The 14833-nt window shown below is 68.0% G+C and carries 14 protein-coding genes; 9 read left to right on the top strand and 5 right to left on the bottom strand.

Features of this window, described 5'->3' with window-relative positions:
• Positions 1–33: 33 nt before the first annotated feature.
• The 5 genes from QUV18_RS22475 to QUV18_RS22455 all read left to right on the top strand — a co-directional run bounded on the left by QUV18_RS22475 (position 34) and on the right by QUV18_RS22455 (position 6373).
• Complete coding sequence (locus QUV18_RS22475) at positions 34–1668, top strand: hypothetical protein (RefSeq protein ID WP_300896402.1); 1635 nt, start codon at positions 34–36, stop codon at positions 1666–1668.
• A 42-nt stretch (positions 1669–1710) separates the two neighbouring features.
• Positions 1711–2472, top strand: a complete 762-nt coding sequence (modA, locus tag QUV18_RS22470; RefSeq protein WP_300896475.1) for a molybdate ABC transporter substrate-binding protein — start codon at positions 1711–1713, stop codon at positions 2470–2472.
• A 5-nt stretch (positions 2473–2477) separates the two neighbouring features.
• Entirely contained in the window at positions 2478–3170 is a 693-nt protein-coding gene (gene modB, locus QUV18_RS22465; protein ID WP_300896401.1) for a molybdate ABC transporter permease subunit, read from the top strand.
• A complete protein-coding gene (gene modC, locus QUV18_RS22460; protein WP_300896400.1) occupies positions 3167–4249 on the top strand; it encodes a molybdenum ABC transporter ATP-binding protein in 1083 nt (360 codons plus the stop codon). The genes modB and modC overlap by 4 nt, the downstream gene beginning before the upstream one ends.
• A gap of 213 nt (positions 4250–4462) precedes the next feature.
• On the top strand, positions 4463–6373 hold the full coding sequence (locus QUV18_RS22455; protein WP_300896399.1) for an elongation factor G: 1911 nt from the start codon (positions 4463–4465) through the stop codon (positions 6371–6373).
• Between the two features lie 40 nt (positions 6374–6413).
• On the opposite strand, the gene hisA is transcribed toward QUV18_RS22455, so the two are convergent.
• On the bottom strand, positions 6414–7136 hold the full coding sequence (gene hisA / locus QUV18_RS22450; protein ID WP_300896398.1) for a 1-(5-phosphoribosyl)-5-[(5-phosphoribosylamino)methylideneamino]imidazole-4-carboxamide isomerase: 723 nt from the start codon (positions 7134–7136) through the stop codon (positions 6414–6416).
• A 136-nt stretch (positions 7137–7272) separates the two neighbouring features.
• On the opposite strand from hisA, the gene QUV18_RS22445 reads away from it, so the two are divergent.
• The gene (locus QUV18_RS22445; RefSeq protein ID WP_300896397.1) at positions 7273–7665 is read left to right on the top strand and encodes a DUF2147 domain-containing protein; all 393 of its coding nucleotides are present in this window, start codon (positions 7273–7275) and stop codon (positions 7663–7665) included.
• A 105-nt stretch (positions 7666–7770) separates the two neighbouring features.
• Here the strand turns inward: QUV18_RS22445 and QUV18_RS22440 are convergent, their stop codons facing one another.
• Positions 7771–8916 (bottom strand): alkane 1-monooxygenase, encoded by a 1146-nt coding sequence (locus QUV18_RS22440; protein ID WP_300896396.1) that lies wholly within the window; start codon positions 8914–8916, stop codon positions 7771–7773.
• A 34-nt stretch (positions 8917–8950) separates the two neighbouring features.
• Positions 8951–10009, bottom strand: coding sequence for an A/G-specific adenine glycosylase (gene mutY, locus QUV18_RS22435; protein WP_300896395.1), 1059 nt, complete (start codon positions 10007–10009; stop codon positions 8951–8953).
• Between the two features lie 83 nt (positions 10010–10092).
• On the opposite strand from mutY, the gene QUV18_RS22430 reads away from it, so the two are divergent.
• The 3 genes from QUV18_RS22430 to QUV18_RS22420 are packed head-to-tail and all read left to right on the top strand — an operon-like array spanning position 10093 to position 12522.
• Complete coding sequence (locus QUV18_RS22430) at positions 10093–10602, top strand: DciA family protein (protein WP_300896394.1); 510 nt, start codon at positions 10093–10095, stop codon at positions 10600–10602.
• Positions 10603–10618: 16 nt separating this feature from the next.
• A complete protein-coding gene (locus tag QUV18_RS22425; protein ID WP_366914698.1) occupies positions 10619–11410 on the top strand; it encodes a DsbA family protein in 792 nt (263 codons plus the stop codon).
• Positions 11407–12522 carry a CaiB/BaiF CoA-transferase family protein gene (locus QUV18_RS22420; protein WP_300896393.1) on the top strand — a complete coding sequence of 372 codons (1116 nt, stop codon included), beginning with the start codon at positions 11407–11409 and terminating at the stop codon, positions 12520–12522. The genes QUV18_RS22425 and QUV18_RS22420 overlap by 4 nt, the downstream gene beginning before the upstream one ends.
• Before the next feature lie 110 nt (positions 12523–12632).
• On the opposite strand, the gene lpxK is transcribed toward QUV18_RS22420, so the two are convergent.
• Entirely contained in the window at positions 12633–13622 is a 990-nt protein-coding gene (gene lpxK / locus QUV18_RS22415) for a tetraacyldisaccharide 4'-kinase (RefSeq protein ID WP_300896392.1), read from the bottom strand.
• The gene (locus QUV18_RS22410; RefSeq protein ID WP_300896391.1) at positions 13622–14827 is read right to left on the bottom strand and encodes a glycosyltransferase N-terminal domain-containing protein; all 1206 of its coding nucleotides are present in this window, start codon (positions 14825–14827) and stop codon (positions 13622–13624) included. Before QUV18_RS22410 ends, lpxK begins: the two co-directional genes overlap by 1 nt.
• Positions 14828–14833 lie beyond the last annotated feature (6 nt).

Here is a 14833-nt window from a genome sequence, read left to right as displayed (position 1 = left end):
CCTAGGCTGAGCGGAGCGACAGAAGGAGAGCCGATGACGGAAGCCGGGGCGCGCAAGGGTTGGATCGACGCGGTCATTTTCGACCTGGGCCGGCAGGTGCGATGGTCGTTCCTGCCGCCGCTGATGGTCTATTTCGCCTACGGGTTCACCGGGCTGACGGCGATCGTGGGCACGTTCTTCGTCAAGGATTACCTCGATCTGTCGGCCGCCTACCTGGCCGGGCTGGCCTTCTGGGCGGGGCTGCCCTGGGCGCTGAAGATGCCGCTGGGGCACCTGGTCGACATCATCTGGAAGTGGAAATGGCTGCTGGTCTGGATCGGCGCCGGGCTTCTGGCGGCGAGCGTCTTCATCATGTACCTCGTGCTGACCGAGCGCGAGATGATGGCGGCGGTGATGCCGCTGAGCTCGTGGTACGTGACGAGCTTCCTGCTGGCGCCCTGTGGCGTGGTACTGCAGGACGCGGTGGCCGATGCCATGTCGGTGGAGGCGGTGCCGAAGGTCGACAGCGCGGGCAACCCGATCTCGGACGAGGACGAGAAGGCGATGCATGTGACCATGCAGACGCTGGGCCGGTTCGCGCTGATTTCCGGCACGGTGGTGGTGGCGGCGCTCAATATCTACATGTTCCGGGGCATCGAGGCGCTGAGCCCGGCGGCGAAGGCGGAGATCTACGCCGATATCTACCTGGCGGCGCTGGCGATCCCGGTGATCTCGGTCTCGGGCGTGGTACTGGCCGGGGTGCAGAAGGCGGTGAAGAAGCGCCGGCTTGAGCGGCAGGGGCTGGCGCGCGAGGAGGTCGAGGCGGCCTTTGCCCGGCCCGACGAGGAGACCAGGCCCAACATGTGGTATTTCATCGGCGGCGGTGCCTTCGTGGCGCTGACGCTGATCTTCGGGCTGGGCCAGGTGCCCTACGGGCAGGAGATCATCTTTGGCGGGTCGCTGATCATCGTGATCCTGCTCATGCGGCAGCTGGTGGCGGTGCTGCCGGAGGCGCAGGCGAGGACGCTGATCGGGACGGCGGTGATCATCTTCGCCTTTCGCGCCGTGCCGCGGCCGGGCGACGGGGTGGCGTGGTTCAACATCGACGTGCTGGGGTTCGACCAGCAGTTCCTGTCGGTGCTGTCGCTGATTACCTCGGTGCTGACGCTGGCAGGGATGGTGGTGCTGCGGCCGCTGATGGCGCATCGGTCGATCGTCTATATCGTGGTGCTGCTGACGCTGGCGGCGGGGGTTCTGACCCTGCCGAATATCGGGTTGTATTACGGGATACAGGATATCACCGCGCCACTGACCGGGGGCGTGGTGGATGCGCGGTTCATCGCGATCCTCGATACCGCGATCGAGTCGCCCTTGGGGCAGATCGCGATGATCCCGATGTTGGCGTGGATCGCGAAGAACGCTCCGGGGGACCTGAAGGCCACGTTCTTCGCGGTGATGGCCTCGTTCACCAACCTGGCGCTGTCGGCGAGCACGCTGGGGACCAAGTATCTCAACCGGGTCTACACCATCCGGCGCGAGGTGACGGACCCGGAAAGCGGGGCGGTGACGATGCAGCAGGACTATTCGGAGCTGGGCTGGCTGCTGATCACGGTGGCGGTGGTGACGGTGGTCGTGCCGCTGGTGGTGGTGGCGGTGATCCAGCGAAGCCGGCTGAAGAGCGTGGATTAGCGCTTGCGGACGGGGCCGTGGTGTCAATACTCCGTCGGCATGATGGGATTGATGAAACGGTACGTGGCCATTGCGCTGGCGGCCCTGCTGGCGGGGCCGGTGGCGGCGGATGAGATCACGGTCTTCGCGGCGGCGAGCCTGAAGAACGCGATGGACGAGGTGGCCGACGGGTTCGAGGCGGCGGCCGGGCACGAGGTGACGGTGTCCTATGCCGGGTCGTCGGCGCTGGCGCGGCAGATCGAGCTGGGGGCGCCGGCGGATGTGTTCATCTCGGCCAATCCCGGCTGGATGGACCGGCTGGAGGAGGCCGGGACGGTCGAGGACGGCACGCGGATCGACCTGCTGGGCAACCGGATCGTTTTGATTGCGCATGGTGCGGCTGACCCGGTGGAGATCGGGCCGCGGATGGACCTTGGCGCGATGCTGGGCGAGGGGCGGCTGGCGATGGCGCTGGTGGATGCGGTGCCGGCGGGGATTTACGGCAAGGCAGCGCTGGAGAGCCTCGGGCAGTGGCAGGCGGTCGAGCCCCGCGTGGTGCAGGCCGACAACGTGCGCGCCGCGCTGAAGCTGGTGGCGATCGGCGAGGCGCCGATGGGCGTGGTCTATGCCACCGATGCGGCCGCCGAGGAGGGCGTGAGCGTGCTGGGCGTGTTCCCCGAGGACAGCCACCCGCCCATCGTCTACCCGGCGGCGGCGATGAGCGGCCGGGTGGGGCCGATGGTGGCGGAATTCCTGGGCTATCTGCAAAGCGGGGCGGCGCGCGAGGTGTTCGAGCGGCACGGGTTCACCGTGCTGGCGGACTAGCCGGCATGGGATGGCTTGGCCCCGAGGAGTGGCAGGCGGTGGCGCTGTCGCTTCGGGTGTCGTTCTGGGCGACGCTGGTGGCGCTGCCGATTGGCATCTTCACCGCCTATGCGCTGGCGAGGTGGCGGTTTCCGGGCAAGCAGGTGGTGAACGGGCTGGTGCACCTGCCGCTGATATTGCCGCCGGTGGTGACGGGGTACCTGCTGTTGCTGACCTTCGGGACGACGGGGCCGGTGGGGGGCTTGCTGGAAAAGGTGGGAATCGTCTTTGCCTTCCGCTGGACCGGGGCGGCGCTGGCGGCCGGGGTGATGGCGTTTCCGCTGATGGTGCGGGCGATACGGCTGTCGATCGAGTCGGTGGACCCGAAGCTCGAGGAGGCGGCGGCGACTTTGGGGGCGTCACGGGCGTGGGTGTTCGTGACGGTGACCTTGCCGCTGATTTTGCCGGGGGTCTTGGCCGGGGCCATATTGGCCTTCGCCAAGGCGATGGGAGAGTTCGGGGCGACGATCACGTTCGTTTCCAACATTCCGGGGCAGACGCAGACGCTGCCCTCGGCGGTCTATGCGTTTTTGCAGGTGCCCGGCGGCGAGGGGCCGGCGATGCGGCTGGTGATCGTGTCGGTGGTGATCGCGATGGGGGCATTGCTGCTGTCCGAGGTCGTGGCGAGGCGGGCGGCCTCAAGGGTGGCGGGCGGATGACGCTGGCGGTGGATATCGGGCATACGCTGGGCGGGTTCCGGCTGGACGTGTCCTTCGACGCGCCGCCGGGGGTGACGGTGCTGTTCGGTCGGTCGGGGTCGGGGAAGACCTCGGTCATCAATGCCGTGGCGGGGTTGTTGAAGCCCGACCGTGGGCGCGTGGCGGTGGACGGCGCGGTGCTGGTCGATACGGACGCGGGCCGGTGGCTGCCGCCGCACCGGCGCAGGCTGGGGTATATCTTCCAGGAGGGGCGGCTCTTCCCGCATATGACGGTGAAGCAGAACCTGTCCTATGGGCGGTGGTTCGCCGGGAATGGCGCGACCGAGAGCATGGATCACGTGATCGACATGCTGGGGATCGGGCATTTGCTGTCGCGGCGGCCGGGTGGCCTCTCGGGCGGTGAGAAGCAGCGGGTGGCAATCGGGCGGGCGTTGCTGGCGGGGCCGCGCTTGTTGCTGGCGGACGAGCCGCTGGCGGCGCTGGACGAGGGGCGGAAGGCGGAGATCCTGCCGTATTTCGAGCGGCTGCGGGACGAGGTGTCGGTGCCGATCCTCTATGTCAGCCATTCTGCGGCGGAGGTGGCAAGGCTGGCAACCACGGTGGTGGTGCTGCAGGACGGCAAGGTCGTCCGGCAGGGGCCGGCGGGCGAGGTGCTGAGCGATCCGGAGGTGATGCCGACGGGGGTGCGGGGCGCCGGGGCGCTGCTGGTGGCCAGGGTGGCGCGGCACCACGACGACGGGCTGACCGAGTTGGAGGCGGGCGGCGCGGCGCTGTTCCTGCCAATGGTGGCGCAGGAGGTCGGGCGCGAGGTGCGGGTGCGCGTGGCGGCGCATGACGTGATATTGGCGCGGGAGAAACCGGTGGGGCTGTCGGCGCTGAACCTGCTGCCGGGGACGGTCTCGGCGATTCGGCCGGGGGACGGGCCGGGCACGCTGGTGTCGCTGGAGACGCCCGCCGGAACCGTTCTGGCGCGGGTGACGCGGCGCTCGGCGCAGGCGCTGGGCCTGGAGGTTGGCGCGGCCTGTCATGCGGTCATCAAGACGGTGGCGATCGCGCCCGAGGATGTGGGCGGGCTTTGACCGGCACGGCGGGCGCCGCACAGTTTTCTTGACGGGTGCCGCCGCGATGACCGACAGTGACAGGACCGAGACTGCCGAAACAGGCGCCGGCCGCAAGGTCAGGCCGTGACCGGCGGGAAGGGCAGATTGCAGGCAAGACAGGGTCGCGGTGGCGATGGTCGCCCCTCCTGTGTTCGGGCAGCGGAACGCTGGCTTGAAACAGGGAGGAACATCATGCGGGTCTTTACGGTTCTCGGACCATCGCAATCCGGTAAATCGACATTGGTGGAGGGGCTGATCGGGCTGGAGGAGCAGCGCGCTCAGGTGCTGGATATTCCCGGCGTGGCGAAGGTGAGCCAGTTCGGTTTCATGGGCGACGACTGGACGGCGGTGGATATTGCCGGTGGTGCGGAAAACCTGTCGACGGCGGGGCCCGCGCTGGCGGGGAGCGATGCGGCGGTGCTCTGCGTCGGGGCCGATCCCGAGGCCGCGGTGCTGGCGGCCCCCTATTTCCGGGTGATCGAAGAAGCAGGGGTTCCCTGCTTTCTTTTTGTGAACCGGGTGGATGCGGCGGCGGGCCGGATGAGCGAGGTGATCGCTTCGTTGCAGGTGTATTGCCGGCACGGGATTGCATTGCGGCAGGTGCCTATTCGCGAGGATGGGCAGATCGTCGGTGCGGTGGACCTGATATCGGAGCGGGCCTGGCAGTACCGGGAGGGGGAGCCGTCGGCGCTGGTCGAGATCCCCGACAGCGTGGCGAGCCGCGAGCAGGAGGCTCGGGAGCACCTGCTGGAGGCGCTGGCGGATTTCGATGACGGGCTGATGGAGCAGCTGATCGAGGACAGGCAGCCGCTGACCGAGGATGTCTATCACACCGCGACGAGCGTGTTGCAGCATCATGACCTCGTGCCCGCGCTGATGGGCTCGGCCGAGCATCGCAACGGGATGCTGCGGCTGATGAAGTCCTTGAGGCACGAGGCGCCGGGGGTCGAGGTGGCCCGCGAGCGGTTGTCTGAAGGGGCGACATCGGTGGCCGTGGGGCTGCTGGCCGATCACGTGAAGCATCTTGGCAAGACGGTGATGGTAAGGGCGCTGGGCGATGGCGTGGGCAATGGCAAGCCGCTGGGCGGCAAGGCGGTGGGGAGCATCACCGGGCTCGATGCGAAGTCGCCCCTGCCGGAGTTGGCGCCGGGGGATGTGGGGCTGACGATGAAGTCGGACCATTTGAAGGCCGGCGAGGTGTACGAGGCCGGGTCGGCTCATCCGCTGCCGGAATGGGCACAGGCGCATGAGCCGGGGTACCGGCGGCTGATCGAGCCGGCGCATGAGCGGGACGAGGCAAGGCTGTCATCGGCGCTGGAGCGGTTGTCGGAGATCGATACCGGGATACGGGTCGAGCAGGATGCGCAGTCGGGTCATGCCGTGTTGTGCGGGCAGGGGCCGCAGCATTTCCGGCGGTTGGCGTCGAAGCTTGCCGACGGGTTCGGGATCGAGGTGACGGAGCATCACGTGCCGCCCGCCTATCGCGAGACGATCCGCAAGCCGGTCACCTGCCATCACCGGCATCGCAAGCAGTCGGGCGGGGCGGGACAGTTCGCCGACGTGGTGATCGACGTGATGCCGTTGGCGCGTGGGACGGGCGTTGCCTTTGACGAGGTGGTGAAAGGGGGCGCCGTGCCGCGCAACTATATCCCGGCGGTCGAGGCCGGGGTGCGGGATGCCCTGACCGAGGGGCCGAACGGCTTTCCGGTGGTCGACGTGAGCGTGACGCTTAAGGACGGCAAGCACCATTCGGTCGACAGTTCCGACTTTGCCTTCCGCACCGCCGGGAAGAACGCGATGAAGGAGGCGATGGCGGAGAGCGGGGCGACGGTGCTGGAGCCGATCGCGCAGGTGCTGATCCATGTGCCGTCGGTTTATGCCGGGGGGCTGGTGCCGACGATCTCGGGGATGAAGGGACAGGTGATGGGGTTCGAGGGCCACCCGACCGCCGCCGGGTGGGACGTGTTCCGCGCCATGCTACCGATGACGGCGCTGGACGAGCTGACGCATACGCTGGCGAGTGCGGCGCGGGGGACGGCGTGGTTCACCGCCGAGTTCGACCATTACACCGAGGTTCGGGCAGAGGAGTTGGCGAAGGCTTGAAGTTGGGCACGAGGCCCCGGCTCGGGGGCCGGGGCGGGTGTTACGGCTTGAGGGCGGCGAGCGCTTCCTTCAGGTCGAGCGCGCCGTCGTAGAGGGCGCGGCCGGAGATGGCGCCGTTGAGCGGCGCGCCGCAATCGCGGAGTGCCAGCAGGTCGTCGAGGCTGGAGACGCCGCCGGAGGCGATGACGGGGATCGAGACGGCGTTGGCCAGCGCCGCCGTGGCCTCGATGTTGGGGCCCTGCATGGCGCCGTCGCGGTTGATGTCGGTGTAGATGATCGCGGCGACGCCGGCGTCTTCGAAGGATTGCGCGAGGTCGGTGACCTGTACGTCGGTTTTCTCGGCCCAGCCGCGGGTGGCGACGAGGCCGTTGCGGGCGTCGATGCCGACGGCCACCTGCCCGGGGAAGGCGGAGGCGGCCTCGCGCACCAGCGCGGGGTTTTCCACTGCCACGGTGCCGAGGATGACGCGCTTGAGGCCCTTTTCGAGCCAGCGTTCGATTGTGGCCATGTCGCGGATGCCGCCGCCAAGCTGGGTGGGGACGGAGACACGCTCTAGGATCGCCTCGACGGCGGCGGCGTTTACCGGCTCGCCCGCGAAGGCGCCGTTCAGGTCGACGAGGTGCAGCCATTCGCAGCCCGCCTCGACGAATTGCGCCGCCTGGCTGGCCGGGTCGTCGTTGAAGACGGTGGCCTTGTCCATCTCGCCCTTGAGCAGGCGGACGGCCTGGCCGTCCTTGAGGTCGATCGCGGGGTAGAGGATCATCGGCACGGGCTCCTTCTGCTGCCGAACGGGGCTTTGGCATGACGCTGCGAAAAATGCAACGCGACCCGACGTCAGACTTGATCGGTTGCGGGAACCCTCGCCAAGCTGCGGCCATGTTTTAAAGGGAGGAGAACCTATGAAACGACTAGCAATGACCATTGCGGCGCTGGGCCTGAGCGCGGGCGCGGCGTTCGCCGATCCGGTGGAAGGCACGTGGAAGACCGAGCCGGGCGACAGCGGCGGCTACCTGCATGTAAGTGTCTACGGCTGTGGTGAGGCGATCTGTGGCGCGATCCGCAAGGCGTTCGACGCGCAGGGCCAGTCGAACGACAGCTACGAGCATCTCAACAAGCGGATGCTGTGGGACATGCAGGCCGAAGGCGGCGGGCAGTACGGCAACGGCAAGATCTGGGCGCCGGACCGGGGCAAGACCTACAATTCGAAGATGTCTCTGAACGGGAACACCCTGACCGTCGAGGGGTGTGTCGCGGTGTTCTGCCGGGGGCAGACCTGGACGCGGGTTCAGTGACCTGACCCGCGGGAGGGCGCGCTGCGCCTAGCGTTGGAATCCATAAGGATTTCAACGACTCCCCCGGGGTACTCCGGCCGGAAGACGCGCAGGCGGCGCGTCGTGTCAGGCGCCGCGCGGCAAGGGGTTCTTTGCCTTGTTGTAGGGCAGCCAGTCGGTGATCTCGGGGTAGTACATCTGCCGCCACTGGCGCACGCGGGGGTTCATCACCCGGCGCCAGACCGGGGGCACCATCGCCGCCATGGTCATGATCGGGTAGCCGTAGGGCAGTTGCGGCGCCTCGTCGACGCCGTAGTTCTGAAGGAGCGGAAAGCGTCGGTCGGGCTTGTAGTGGTGGTCGGAATGGCGCTGGAGGTTGATCAGCAGCCAGTTCGAGGCCTTGTGCGCCGCGTTCCAGCTATGCTGGGGTTTGACGTGTTCGTACTTGCCCTCGCCCAGGTGCTTGCGGGTGAGGCCGTAATGCTCGACATAGTTGACGAGTTCGAGTTGCCAGACCGCGACGAAGGCCTGCCAGAGGAACAGGAAAAGCCCGGCCCAGCCGCCGATCAGGATGGCGAGGAGCAGCATGAAGCCCTGCAGGGCCCAGTAGCGGAAGAACGGGTTGGAGAGGTCCGTCCAGGGCAGGCCCTTGCGGGCAAGCATGGCCTTTTCGGCCTTGAAGGCGGATTTCAGCGAACCGATCAGCACGCGCGGGAAGAAGCGGTGAAACCCCTCGTTGTAGCGCGCCGTCACCGGGTCGCGCGGGGTGCCGACATGGCGGTGATGCACCTGCAGGTGTTCGGAGCGGAAATGGGAGTAGAGCACCATCGACAGCAGCACGTCGCCGAGGAAGCGTTCGCCGCGGTCCTTCTGGTGCATGAGTTCGTGGGAGTAGTTGATGCCCACGGTGCCGGTGATGACCCCCACGCCGAAGAACAGCACGATGGTTTCCAGCGCCGAGAGATGGGCATCGCCCGGGCCGGTGACGTACCAGATCAGCCCGAAGAGCAGGGCGAACTGCACCGGCGGCCAGACCAGCGTGATGGCCTTGTACCATGTCAGGTCGTCCTCGCCCGTCTCGGGGTCGGCATTGTCGAGGTTGAGGCCGAGGATGGCATCGAGGATCGAGAAGAAATACCACGTCACGATGGGCAGGAGGATCACCGTCCAGCCGCCGACGGTGGCGCCGAGAATGGCAACGGGCACGAGCAGCAGCGACATCCAGAATGGGATGGCATTGTGCAGGTTGATGGCCTGTCTGGCAGGGATCATGGCGTGGCTCCTCGGTTCTTGCCCCGCGGTCAGTCTAGCGGGCATTTTCGAAGCTTCCATGAGCCAAGTCAAAAACCTTTCGCATGACGGTGGGTAACGAGGCGGGGCTGAAATCCCTCGGCAGTAGAAAGCTGCCGCGCGCCGGTTGGGTCTCAGTTGGGACGAGCGCCACGTCGATCTTCAGGCGCAGGTGGAAATGGGTGAAGGTGTGGCGGGCTTCCTCGGGGAGGCGGTGCCAGTTGGCCTCGACCGGCGGGGCGGGCCGTGGGTCTTCGTTCCAATCGCTGCCGGGCCAGCCCAGCATCCCGCCCAGAAGCCCGCTGTCGGGCCGGCGTTCCAGCAGCCATGCGCCATCGGTGCGGCGGGCGACATAGGCATAGCCGAAGCGGGTGGGCTTGGTCTTTTTCGGCGCCTTTACGGGTAGGTCGGCTTGCACGCCGGCCCTGCGGGCGAGGCAAGGCTCGCGCCAGGGGCAGATGCCGCAGGCGGGGGAGCGCGGCGTGCAGATGGTGGCGCCGAGGTCCATGACGGCCTGGGCGTAGCAGCCGGGGCGCTCATTCGGGGTCATCCGGGCGGCGGCCGCCGTCATCTCGGGCTTGGCGGCGGGCAGGGGGGTGCGGATGTCGAAAAGCCGGGCCATCACCCGCTCGACATTGCCATCGACCACCACCTCCGGCGCGTCGTAGGCGATGGCCGAGATCGCGGCGGCGGTATAAGGGCCGATTCCTGGAAGGGCCAGCAGCCCCTCGCGCGTATCGGGGAAGCGGCCGTCATGCTCCTCCGCGACGACACGGGCGCATTTCAAAAGGTTGCGAGCGCGGGCGTAATAGCCAAGCCCCGCCCATTCGCCCATCACCACGCCATCCTCGGCGCGGGCGAGGTCTGTCACCGTGGGCCAGAGCGTGGTGAAACGTTCGAAATAGGCCTTCACGGCGGCGACGGTGGTCTGTTGCAGCATCACCTCGGACAGCCACACGCGGTAGGGATCGGGCCGCACGCCCGCCGCCCGCGCCGAAGGCCCCACGCGCCATGGCAGGTCGCGGGCATGCCGGTCGTACCAGTCGAGGAGTTCCTGAACCTGCCCGTCACGCATCTGTTATGCCTCTCCCTCATCTCGGGGGCTGTCATCGCCCGCCACTTGGCCTAAGTTAGGGCAGAAGCGCCGGGAGGTCAGCCATGCCCGCCCACAAGGGCACAACATTCGGTTTCAAGCGCGGTGCGACCCTGCTGGGGCCGCAAATCCGCAAGGCGTCCGAGACGCGGGGCTTTGCCGTGAGCCGCGTGCTGACCCATTGGGCCGAGATCGTCGGCGACGAGATCGCTGCCATCGCCCGCCCCGTCGAGGTCAGTTATGGCCGGCAGGGCTTCGGCGCAACCCTGTCGGTGCTGACCACCGGCGCGCAGGCCCCGATGCTGGAAATGCAGAAGGAAACCCTGCGCGAGCGGGTGAACGCGGCCTATGGCTATAACGCCATCGCCCGCATCCGCATCACCCAGACCGCCCCCACCGGCTTTGCCGAGGGGCAGGTCGCGTTCGAGACACGGCCCAAACAGGCCCCGCCGGCCGCGCCCGACCCCGAGGCCGGCCGGCACGCCGCCGAGATCGCCGCAACGGTCCATGACGAGGGGCTGAGGCAGGCCCTTGAAGCCCTGGGCCGGAACGTTCTATCCAGACGCAAACCCTGACCGAAGGAATTCCGCGATGAACCGCATGATCATCCCCGGGGCCGTGGCCCTTGCCCTTGTTGCCGGCCTGGCGTGGTGGCTGAACTCGCAGCCGACCCCGGCGCAGAGCGACCTGCCCTTTGCCGCCGTCAACGCGCAGCAGACCGATGCCGAAGCGACCGACGGCGCCGAGACGGAAGAGGCGGCCGAAACGGAAGACGGGGCCGCGACCGAAGAGGCCGCCGAGGCCGAAGACGGCGCCGCCACCGACGAGGGGGCCGAGGAAGAGATCGACACCTCCACCATCGTCGAGATGTCGCTGGGCAACCCCGACGCCGACGTCACGATGATCGAATACGCGTCGTTCACCTGCCCGCATTGTGCCAATTTCCACCAGAACCAGTTCAAGCAGCTGAAGGCGGATTACATCGACACCGACAAGATCAACTTCATCTACCGCGATGTCTATTTCGACCGCTACGGCCTGTGGGCCGGGATGGTCGCGCGCTGCGGCGGGGAGGAACGGTTCTTCGGCATCGCCGACATGCTCTACAAGCAGCAGCGTGACTGGATCGGCAACGGTCAGGACCCGGTCGCCATCGCCGACCGGCTGCGCAAGATCGGCAAGGTGGCCGGTCTGGAGGATGACCAGCTCGAGGCCTGCCTGACCGACAACCAGAAGGCCAAGACGCTGGTCGCCTGGTACCAGGAGAATGCCGAGGAAGACGACATCAGCTCGACCCCGACGCTGATGATCAACGGCGAGCAGCATTCGAACATGTCCTATGACGAGCTGAAAGAGGTACTGGACGAGGCGCTCGGCGAATGAAGGCAGCACCGCTGGCCGGGCTGAAGGTCGTCGAACTGGCCCGGATCCTTGCCGGGCCGTGGGCCGGGCAGACGCTCGCCGACCTGGGCGCCGAGGTGATCAAGGTGGAAAGCCCCGCGGGCGACGATACCCGCGCGTGGGGCCCGCCCTTCATCGAGCGGGGCGAGGACCGGACGGCCGCCTATTTCCATTCCTGCAACCGGGGCAAGGCCAGTGTTGCCGTCGATTTCCGCACCGAAGAGGGCCAGGCCCGGGTGCGGGAGCTGGTGGCGGAGGCCGATATCCTGATCGAGAATTTCAAGGTGGGTGGTCTGGCCAAGTACGGGCTGGATTATGCCAGCCTGTCGGAGCTGAACTCGGGGCTGATCTATTGCTCGATCACCGGGTTCGGGCAGGATGGACCTTATGCGCACCGGGCCGGGTATGACTACATCATCCAGGGCATGTCCGGTTTCATGTCGATCACCGGCGACCCCGACGGCCAGCCCCAGCGCGCGGGCGTGGCGGTGACAGACCTGTTCACCGGGCTTTATTCCGTGGCCGGTATCCTGGCCGCGCTGCACCAGCGCGAGCGGACGGGAAAGGGCCAGCATATCGACATGGCGCTGCTCGACTGTGCGGTGGCGGCGACGGCGAACCAGGCGATGAACTACCTCGCCACCGGCACGCCGCCGGGGCGGACGGGGAACTATCACCCCAACCTCGCGCCCTACCAGGTGTTCGATTGCGCAGACGGCTATATTATCATCGCCACCGGCAACGATGCGCAGTACCAGCGGCTGTGCCGGGTGCTGGGCTGCGACGACCTGGCGGAAGCGCCGGACTACCTGCGCAATGCCGACCGGGTGGCGAATCGCGAGGCGCTGATCGCGGCGCTGACGGCGCGGACGGTGACGTTTTCCAAGGCCGACCTGCTGGCCGCCTGCGAGGCCGAGGGCATTCCCGCCGGGCCGATCAATGACCTGTCGGAGGTGTTCGAGGATCCGCAGGTGAAAGCGCGCGGGATGCGGGTGGAGCTTGACGGCGTGCCGGGCGTGCGGGGGCCGTTCCGGTTCTCGGATGCGGAGCTGGCGCTGGAGCGGCCTTCGCCGAAGCTTGGCGAGGACGGGTGAGATTCGGGGCGATGGTGGGTTTCACCCACCCTACGCGACGGTGGCGGGCAACGTGAAGTAGGGTGGGTGCCAACCCACCTTTGGGAAGAGAGCGGTGGGTTTCACCCACCCTACGGCAGCATGTTCAACGCTGTATCAAAAGCCGACCAATCTTCCACCTCCAGCCTTACCGGCAGGGTCAGGACCTTCTGACGGAACGACTGGGGCAGGCGGACGGCGTCTTTCTCTGTCGTGACGAGCTGGGCGTTCAGCAGCTTGGCCTCGGCCTCGAGCCGGGTCATCAGGGCCTGTGTCAGCGGCTGGTGATCCTCCAGCGCCTCGGCGCGGGACAGTTCGGCGCCCTGCGCGCGGAGGGTGGCGAAGAACTTCTCGGGGTGGCCGATGCCGGCGAAGGCGAGGAAGCGGGTGCCGGACCAGTCCATGCCGGTCTGCAGCGGGGCGAGGTGGCCGGTCAGGGCAGGAACGGTGAGGGAGGGGCCCCATGTTTCGCGGAAGGCCGCCTGTGCGTCTGCGGGCCCGATGCTGAGCAGCAGGTCGGCGCGGGAGAGGCCGGTTGCCACCGGTTCGCGCAGGGGGCCCGCCGGTATGCAGAGCCCGTTGCCGAAGCCACGGGCGGCGTCGACCACCACGAGCGAGAGGTCCTTGGCCACCGAGGGGTTCTGGAACCCGTCATCCATCACGATCACGTCGGCCCCGGCCTGTGCCGCCGCCCGCGCCGCTGCCGCCCGGTCGCGGCCGATCCAGACGGGGGTGAAGGCGGCGATCAGGAGCGGTTCGTCGCCGACCTCGGCATAGCCGTGACGTTTCGGGTCAACCTCGACCGGGCCGGTCAGCGTGCCGCCATAGCCGCGCGAGACGACGATGGGCTTCAGCCCCTTGGCCTGCAGCCGCTGTACCAGCGCGATGACGGTCGGAGTCTTGCCGGTGCCCCCGGCGTTCAGGTTGCCGACGCAGATCACCGGCACGCCGGGCCGGATACCCTCGGCTCCGGCCAGCCGCCGCGCCGTGGCCCGCGCGTAGAGCGCGCCGAGGGGCGACAGCAGCCGCGCCGCAAGGCCCGGCGCCACGGGCGGCCTGTCCCAGAAGGCGGGCGCGCGCATCAGGCCACCGTGCGTTCGTCTAGGGCGAGGAGGATGGCGTCGACAAGCTGATCCATCACCGCCGCGCTCTGGGTGGCCACGTCCCATGCCGCGTGGGCCATGGCCGCCGACTGGTCGGGCGGGATGATCCGCTGTACCGCCTCGGCGAGCGTATGCGCGTCGCGCACGATGCGGGCCGCGCCGGCCTCGGCAAAGCGGGAATAGGCGGCGAGGTAGGTGCGGATATTGGGCCCGTAGAGGATGGCCGAGCCATGCGCCGCCGGCTCGTTCGGATCGCTGCCATGGGCGCCGGCGATGAGCGACGAGCCCATGAAGCAAATCGGCGAGATCCGGTACCACAGCCCCAGCTCGCCCCGCGTGTCGGCGAGGATCACCTGCGTCGTTTCGTCGGGCAGGGCGCCGTCGGACCACGTGATATACCGCATCCCGCTGGCCTTCAGCGCTGCGTGATACGGGGCGCTGTTTTCCGGCTCGGCGGGGGCGATCACCAGAAGCACGCGGTGCGACATGCCGATGACCGCCTCGTTCGCCTCGAGCACGGTGGCCAGTTCGTCGACATGCAGCCGGGCCGCCAGCCAGATCGGCCGCCCGCGCAGGAGGCCCGTCAGCTCTTCGTGGTCGCTTTCGTTATACGGAAGCGGCTTCGATTCCTCGCGCAGCGCGCCCGTCACGCGGATGGTGGCATCGCGCAGCCCGACACGGCGGCGGAGGAAAGTCTCGGTGCCCGGCGAGCGGGCCATGATGAACGAGAACCGCCGCAACGCGCCCCGGCTGGAATTGGGCAACAGGCGCCAGCCCGGCTGTGTCAGCCGCGATTCGTCCGCATCGACGAGGTAGAGCGGAATGCCCGTCCGGTGCGCGGCGGCCAGGATCGCCGGTCTCAGGTCGCCGGCCGTCCAGACGCAGATATCGGGGCGCCAGTGGTTCACGAAGGCCTGCGCCGGGCCCGAGCTGTCGGCCGGGATGGGATGGACGTAGACGCTGCCGGGCTCGTCGGGAAGGATGTCGGGTGCGCCTGTCAGCAGCACGTGGATGTCGGGCCGGGCATGGGCCAGCCGGTCGGCGAGGTGCAGCGCCACGTCGGAATGGGTGCGGGTGGTGGCATGGCACCAGACGACCTCGCCCTCGGGCCGCGAGGCCGGGGCGGAGACCTTGCCCGCGCCCGGCGGGGTGGGGGTGTCTGTTGCCGGTTTGCGCCCGTCCACGGCCGG

It is taken from the genome of Roseovarius sp., assembly GCF_030373445.1.
Classification (GTDB): domain Bacteria; phylum Pseudomonadota; class Alphaproteobacteria; order Rhodobacterales; family Rhodobacteraceae; genus Roseovarius.
This window is presented reverse-complemented; position numbering and strand designations above follow the sequence as displayed.

Bases quoted from the DNA above. Each gene is read 5' to 3' on its own strand.
- mutY (WP_300896395.1), bottom strand. From the start codon at position 10,009: ATGCGTGACGGGCAGGTTCAGGAACTCCTCGACTGGTACGACCGGCAT.
- QUV18_RS22440 (WP_300896396.1), bottom strand. From the start codon at position 8,916: ATGATCCCTGCCAGACAGGCCATCAACCTGCACAATGCCATCCCATTC.
- modA (WP_300896475.1), top strand. From the start codon at position 1,711: ATGGGATTGATGAAACGGTACGTGGCCATTGCGCTGGCGGCCCTGCTG.
- QUV18_RS22425 (WP_366914698.1), top strand. From the start codon at position 10,619: ATGAACCGCATGATCATCCCCGGGGCCGTGGCCCTTGCCCTTGTTGCC.
- QUV18_RS22445 (WP_300896397.1), top strand. From the start codon at position 7,273: ATGAAACGACTAGCAATGACCATTGCGGCGCTGGGCCTGAGCGCGGGC.
- lpxK (WP_300896392.1), bottom strand. From the start codon at position 13,622: ATGCGCGCGCCCGCCTTCTGGGACAGGCCGCCCGTGGCGCCGGGCCTT.
- hisA (WP_300896398.1), bottom strand. From the start codon at position 7,136: ATGATCCTCTACCCCGCGATCGACCTCAAGGACGGCCAGGCCGTCCGC.
- QUV18_RS22430 (WP_300896394.1), top strand. From the start codon at position 10,093: ATGCCCGCCCACAAGGGCACAACATTCGGTTTCAAGCGCGGTGCGACC.
- QUV18_RS22455 (WP_300896399.1), top strand. From the start codon at position 4,463: ATGCGGGTCTTTACGGTTCTCGGACCATCGCAATCCGGTAAATCGACA.
- QUV18_RS22420 (WP_300896393.1), top strand. From the start codon at position 11,407: ATGAAGGCAGCACCGCTGGCCGGGCTGAAGGTCGTCGAACTGGCCCGG.
- QUV18_RS22475 (WP_300896402.1), top strand. From the start codon at position 34: ATGACGGAAGCCGGGGCGCGCAAGGGTTGGATCGACGCGGTCATTTTC.
- modC (WP_300896400.1), top strand. From the start codon at position 3,167: ATGACGCTGGCGGTGGATATCGGGCATACGCTGGGCGGGTTCCGGCTG.
- modB (WP_300896401.1), top strand. From the start codon at position 2,478: ATGGGATGGCTTGGCCCCGAGGAGTGGCAGGCGGTGGCGCTGTCGCTT.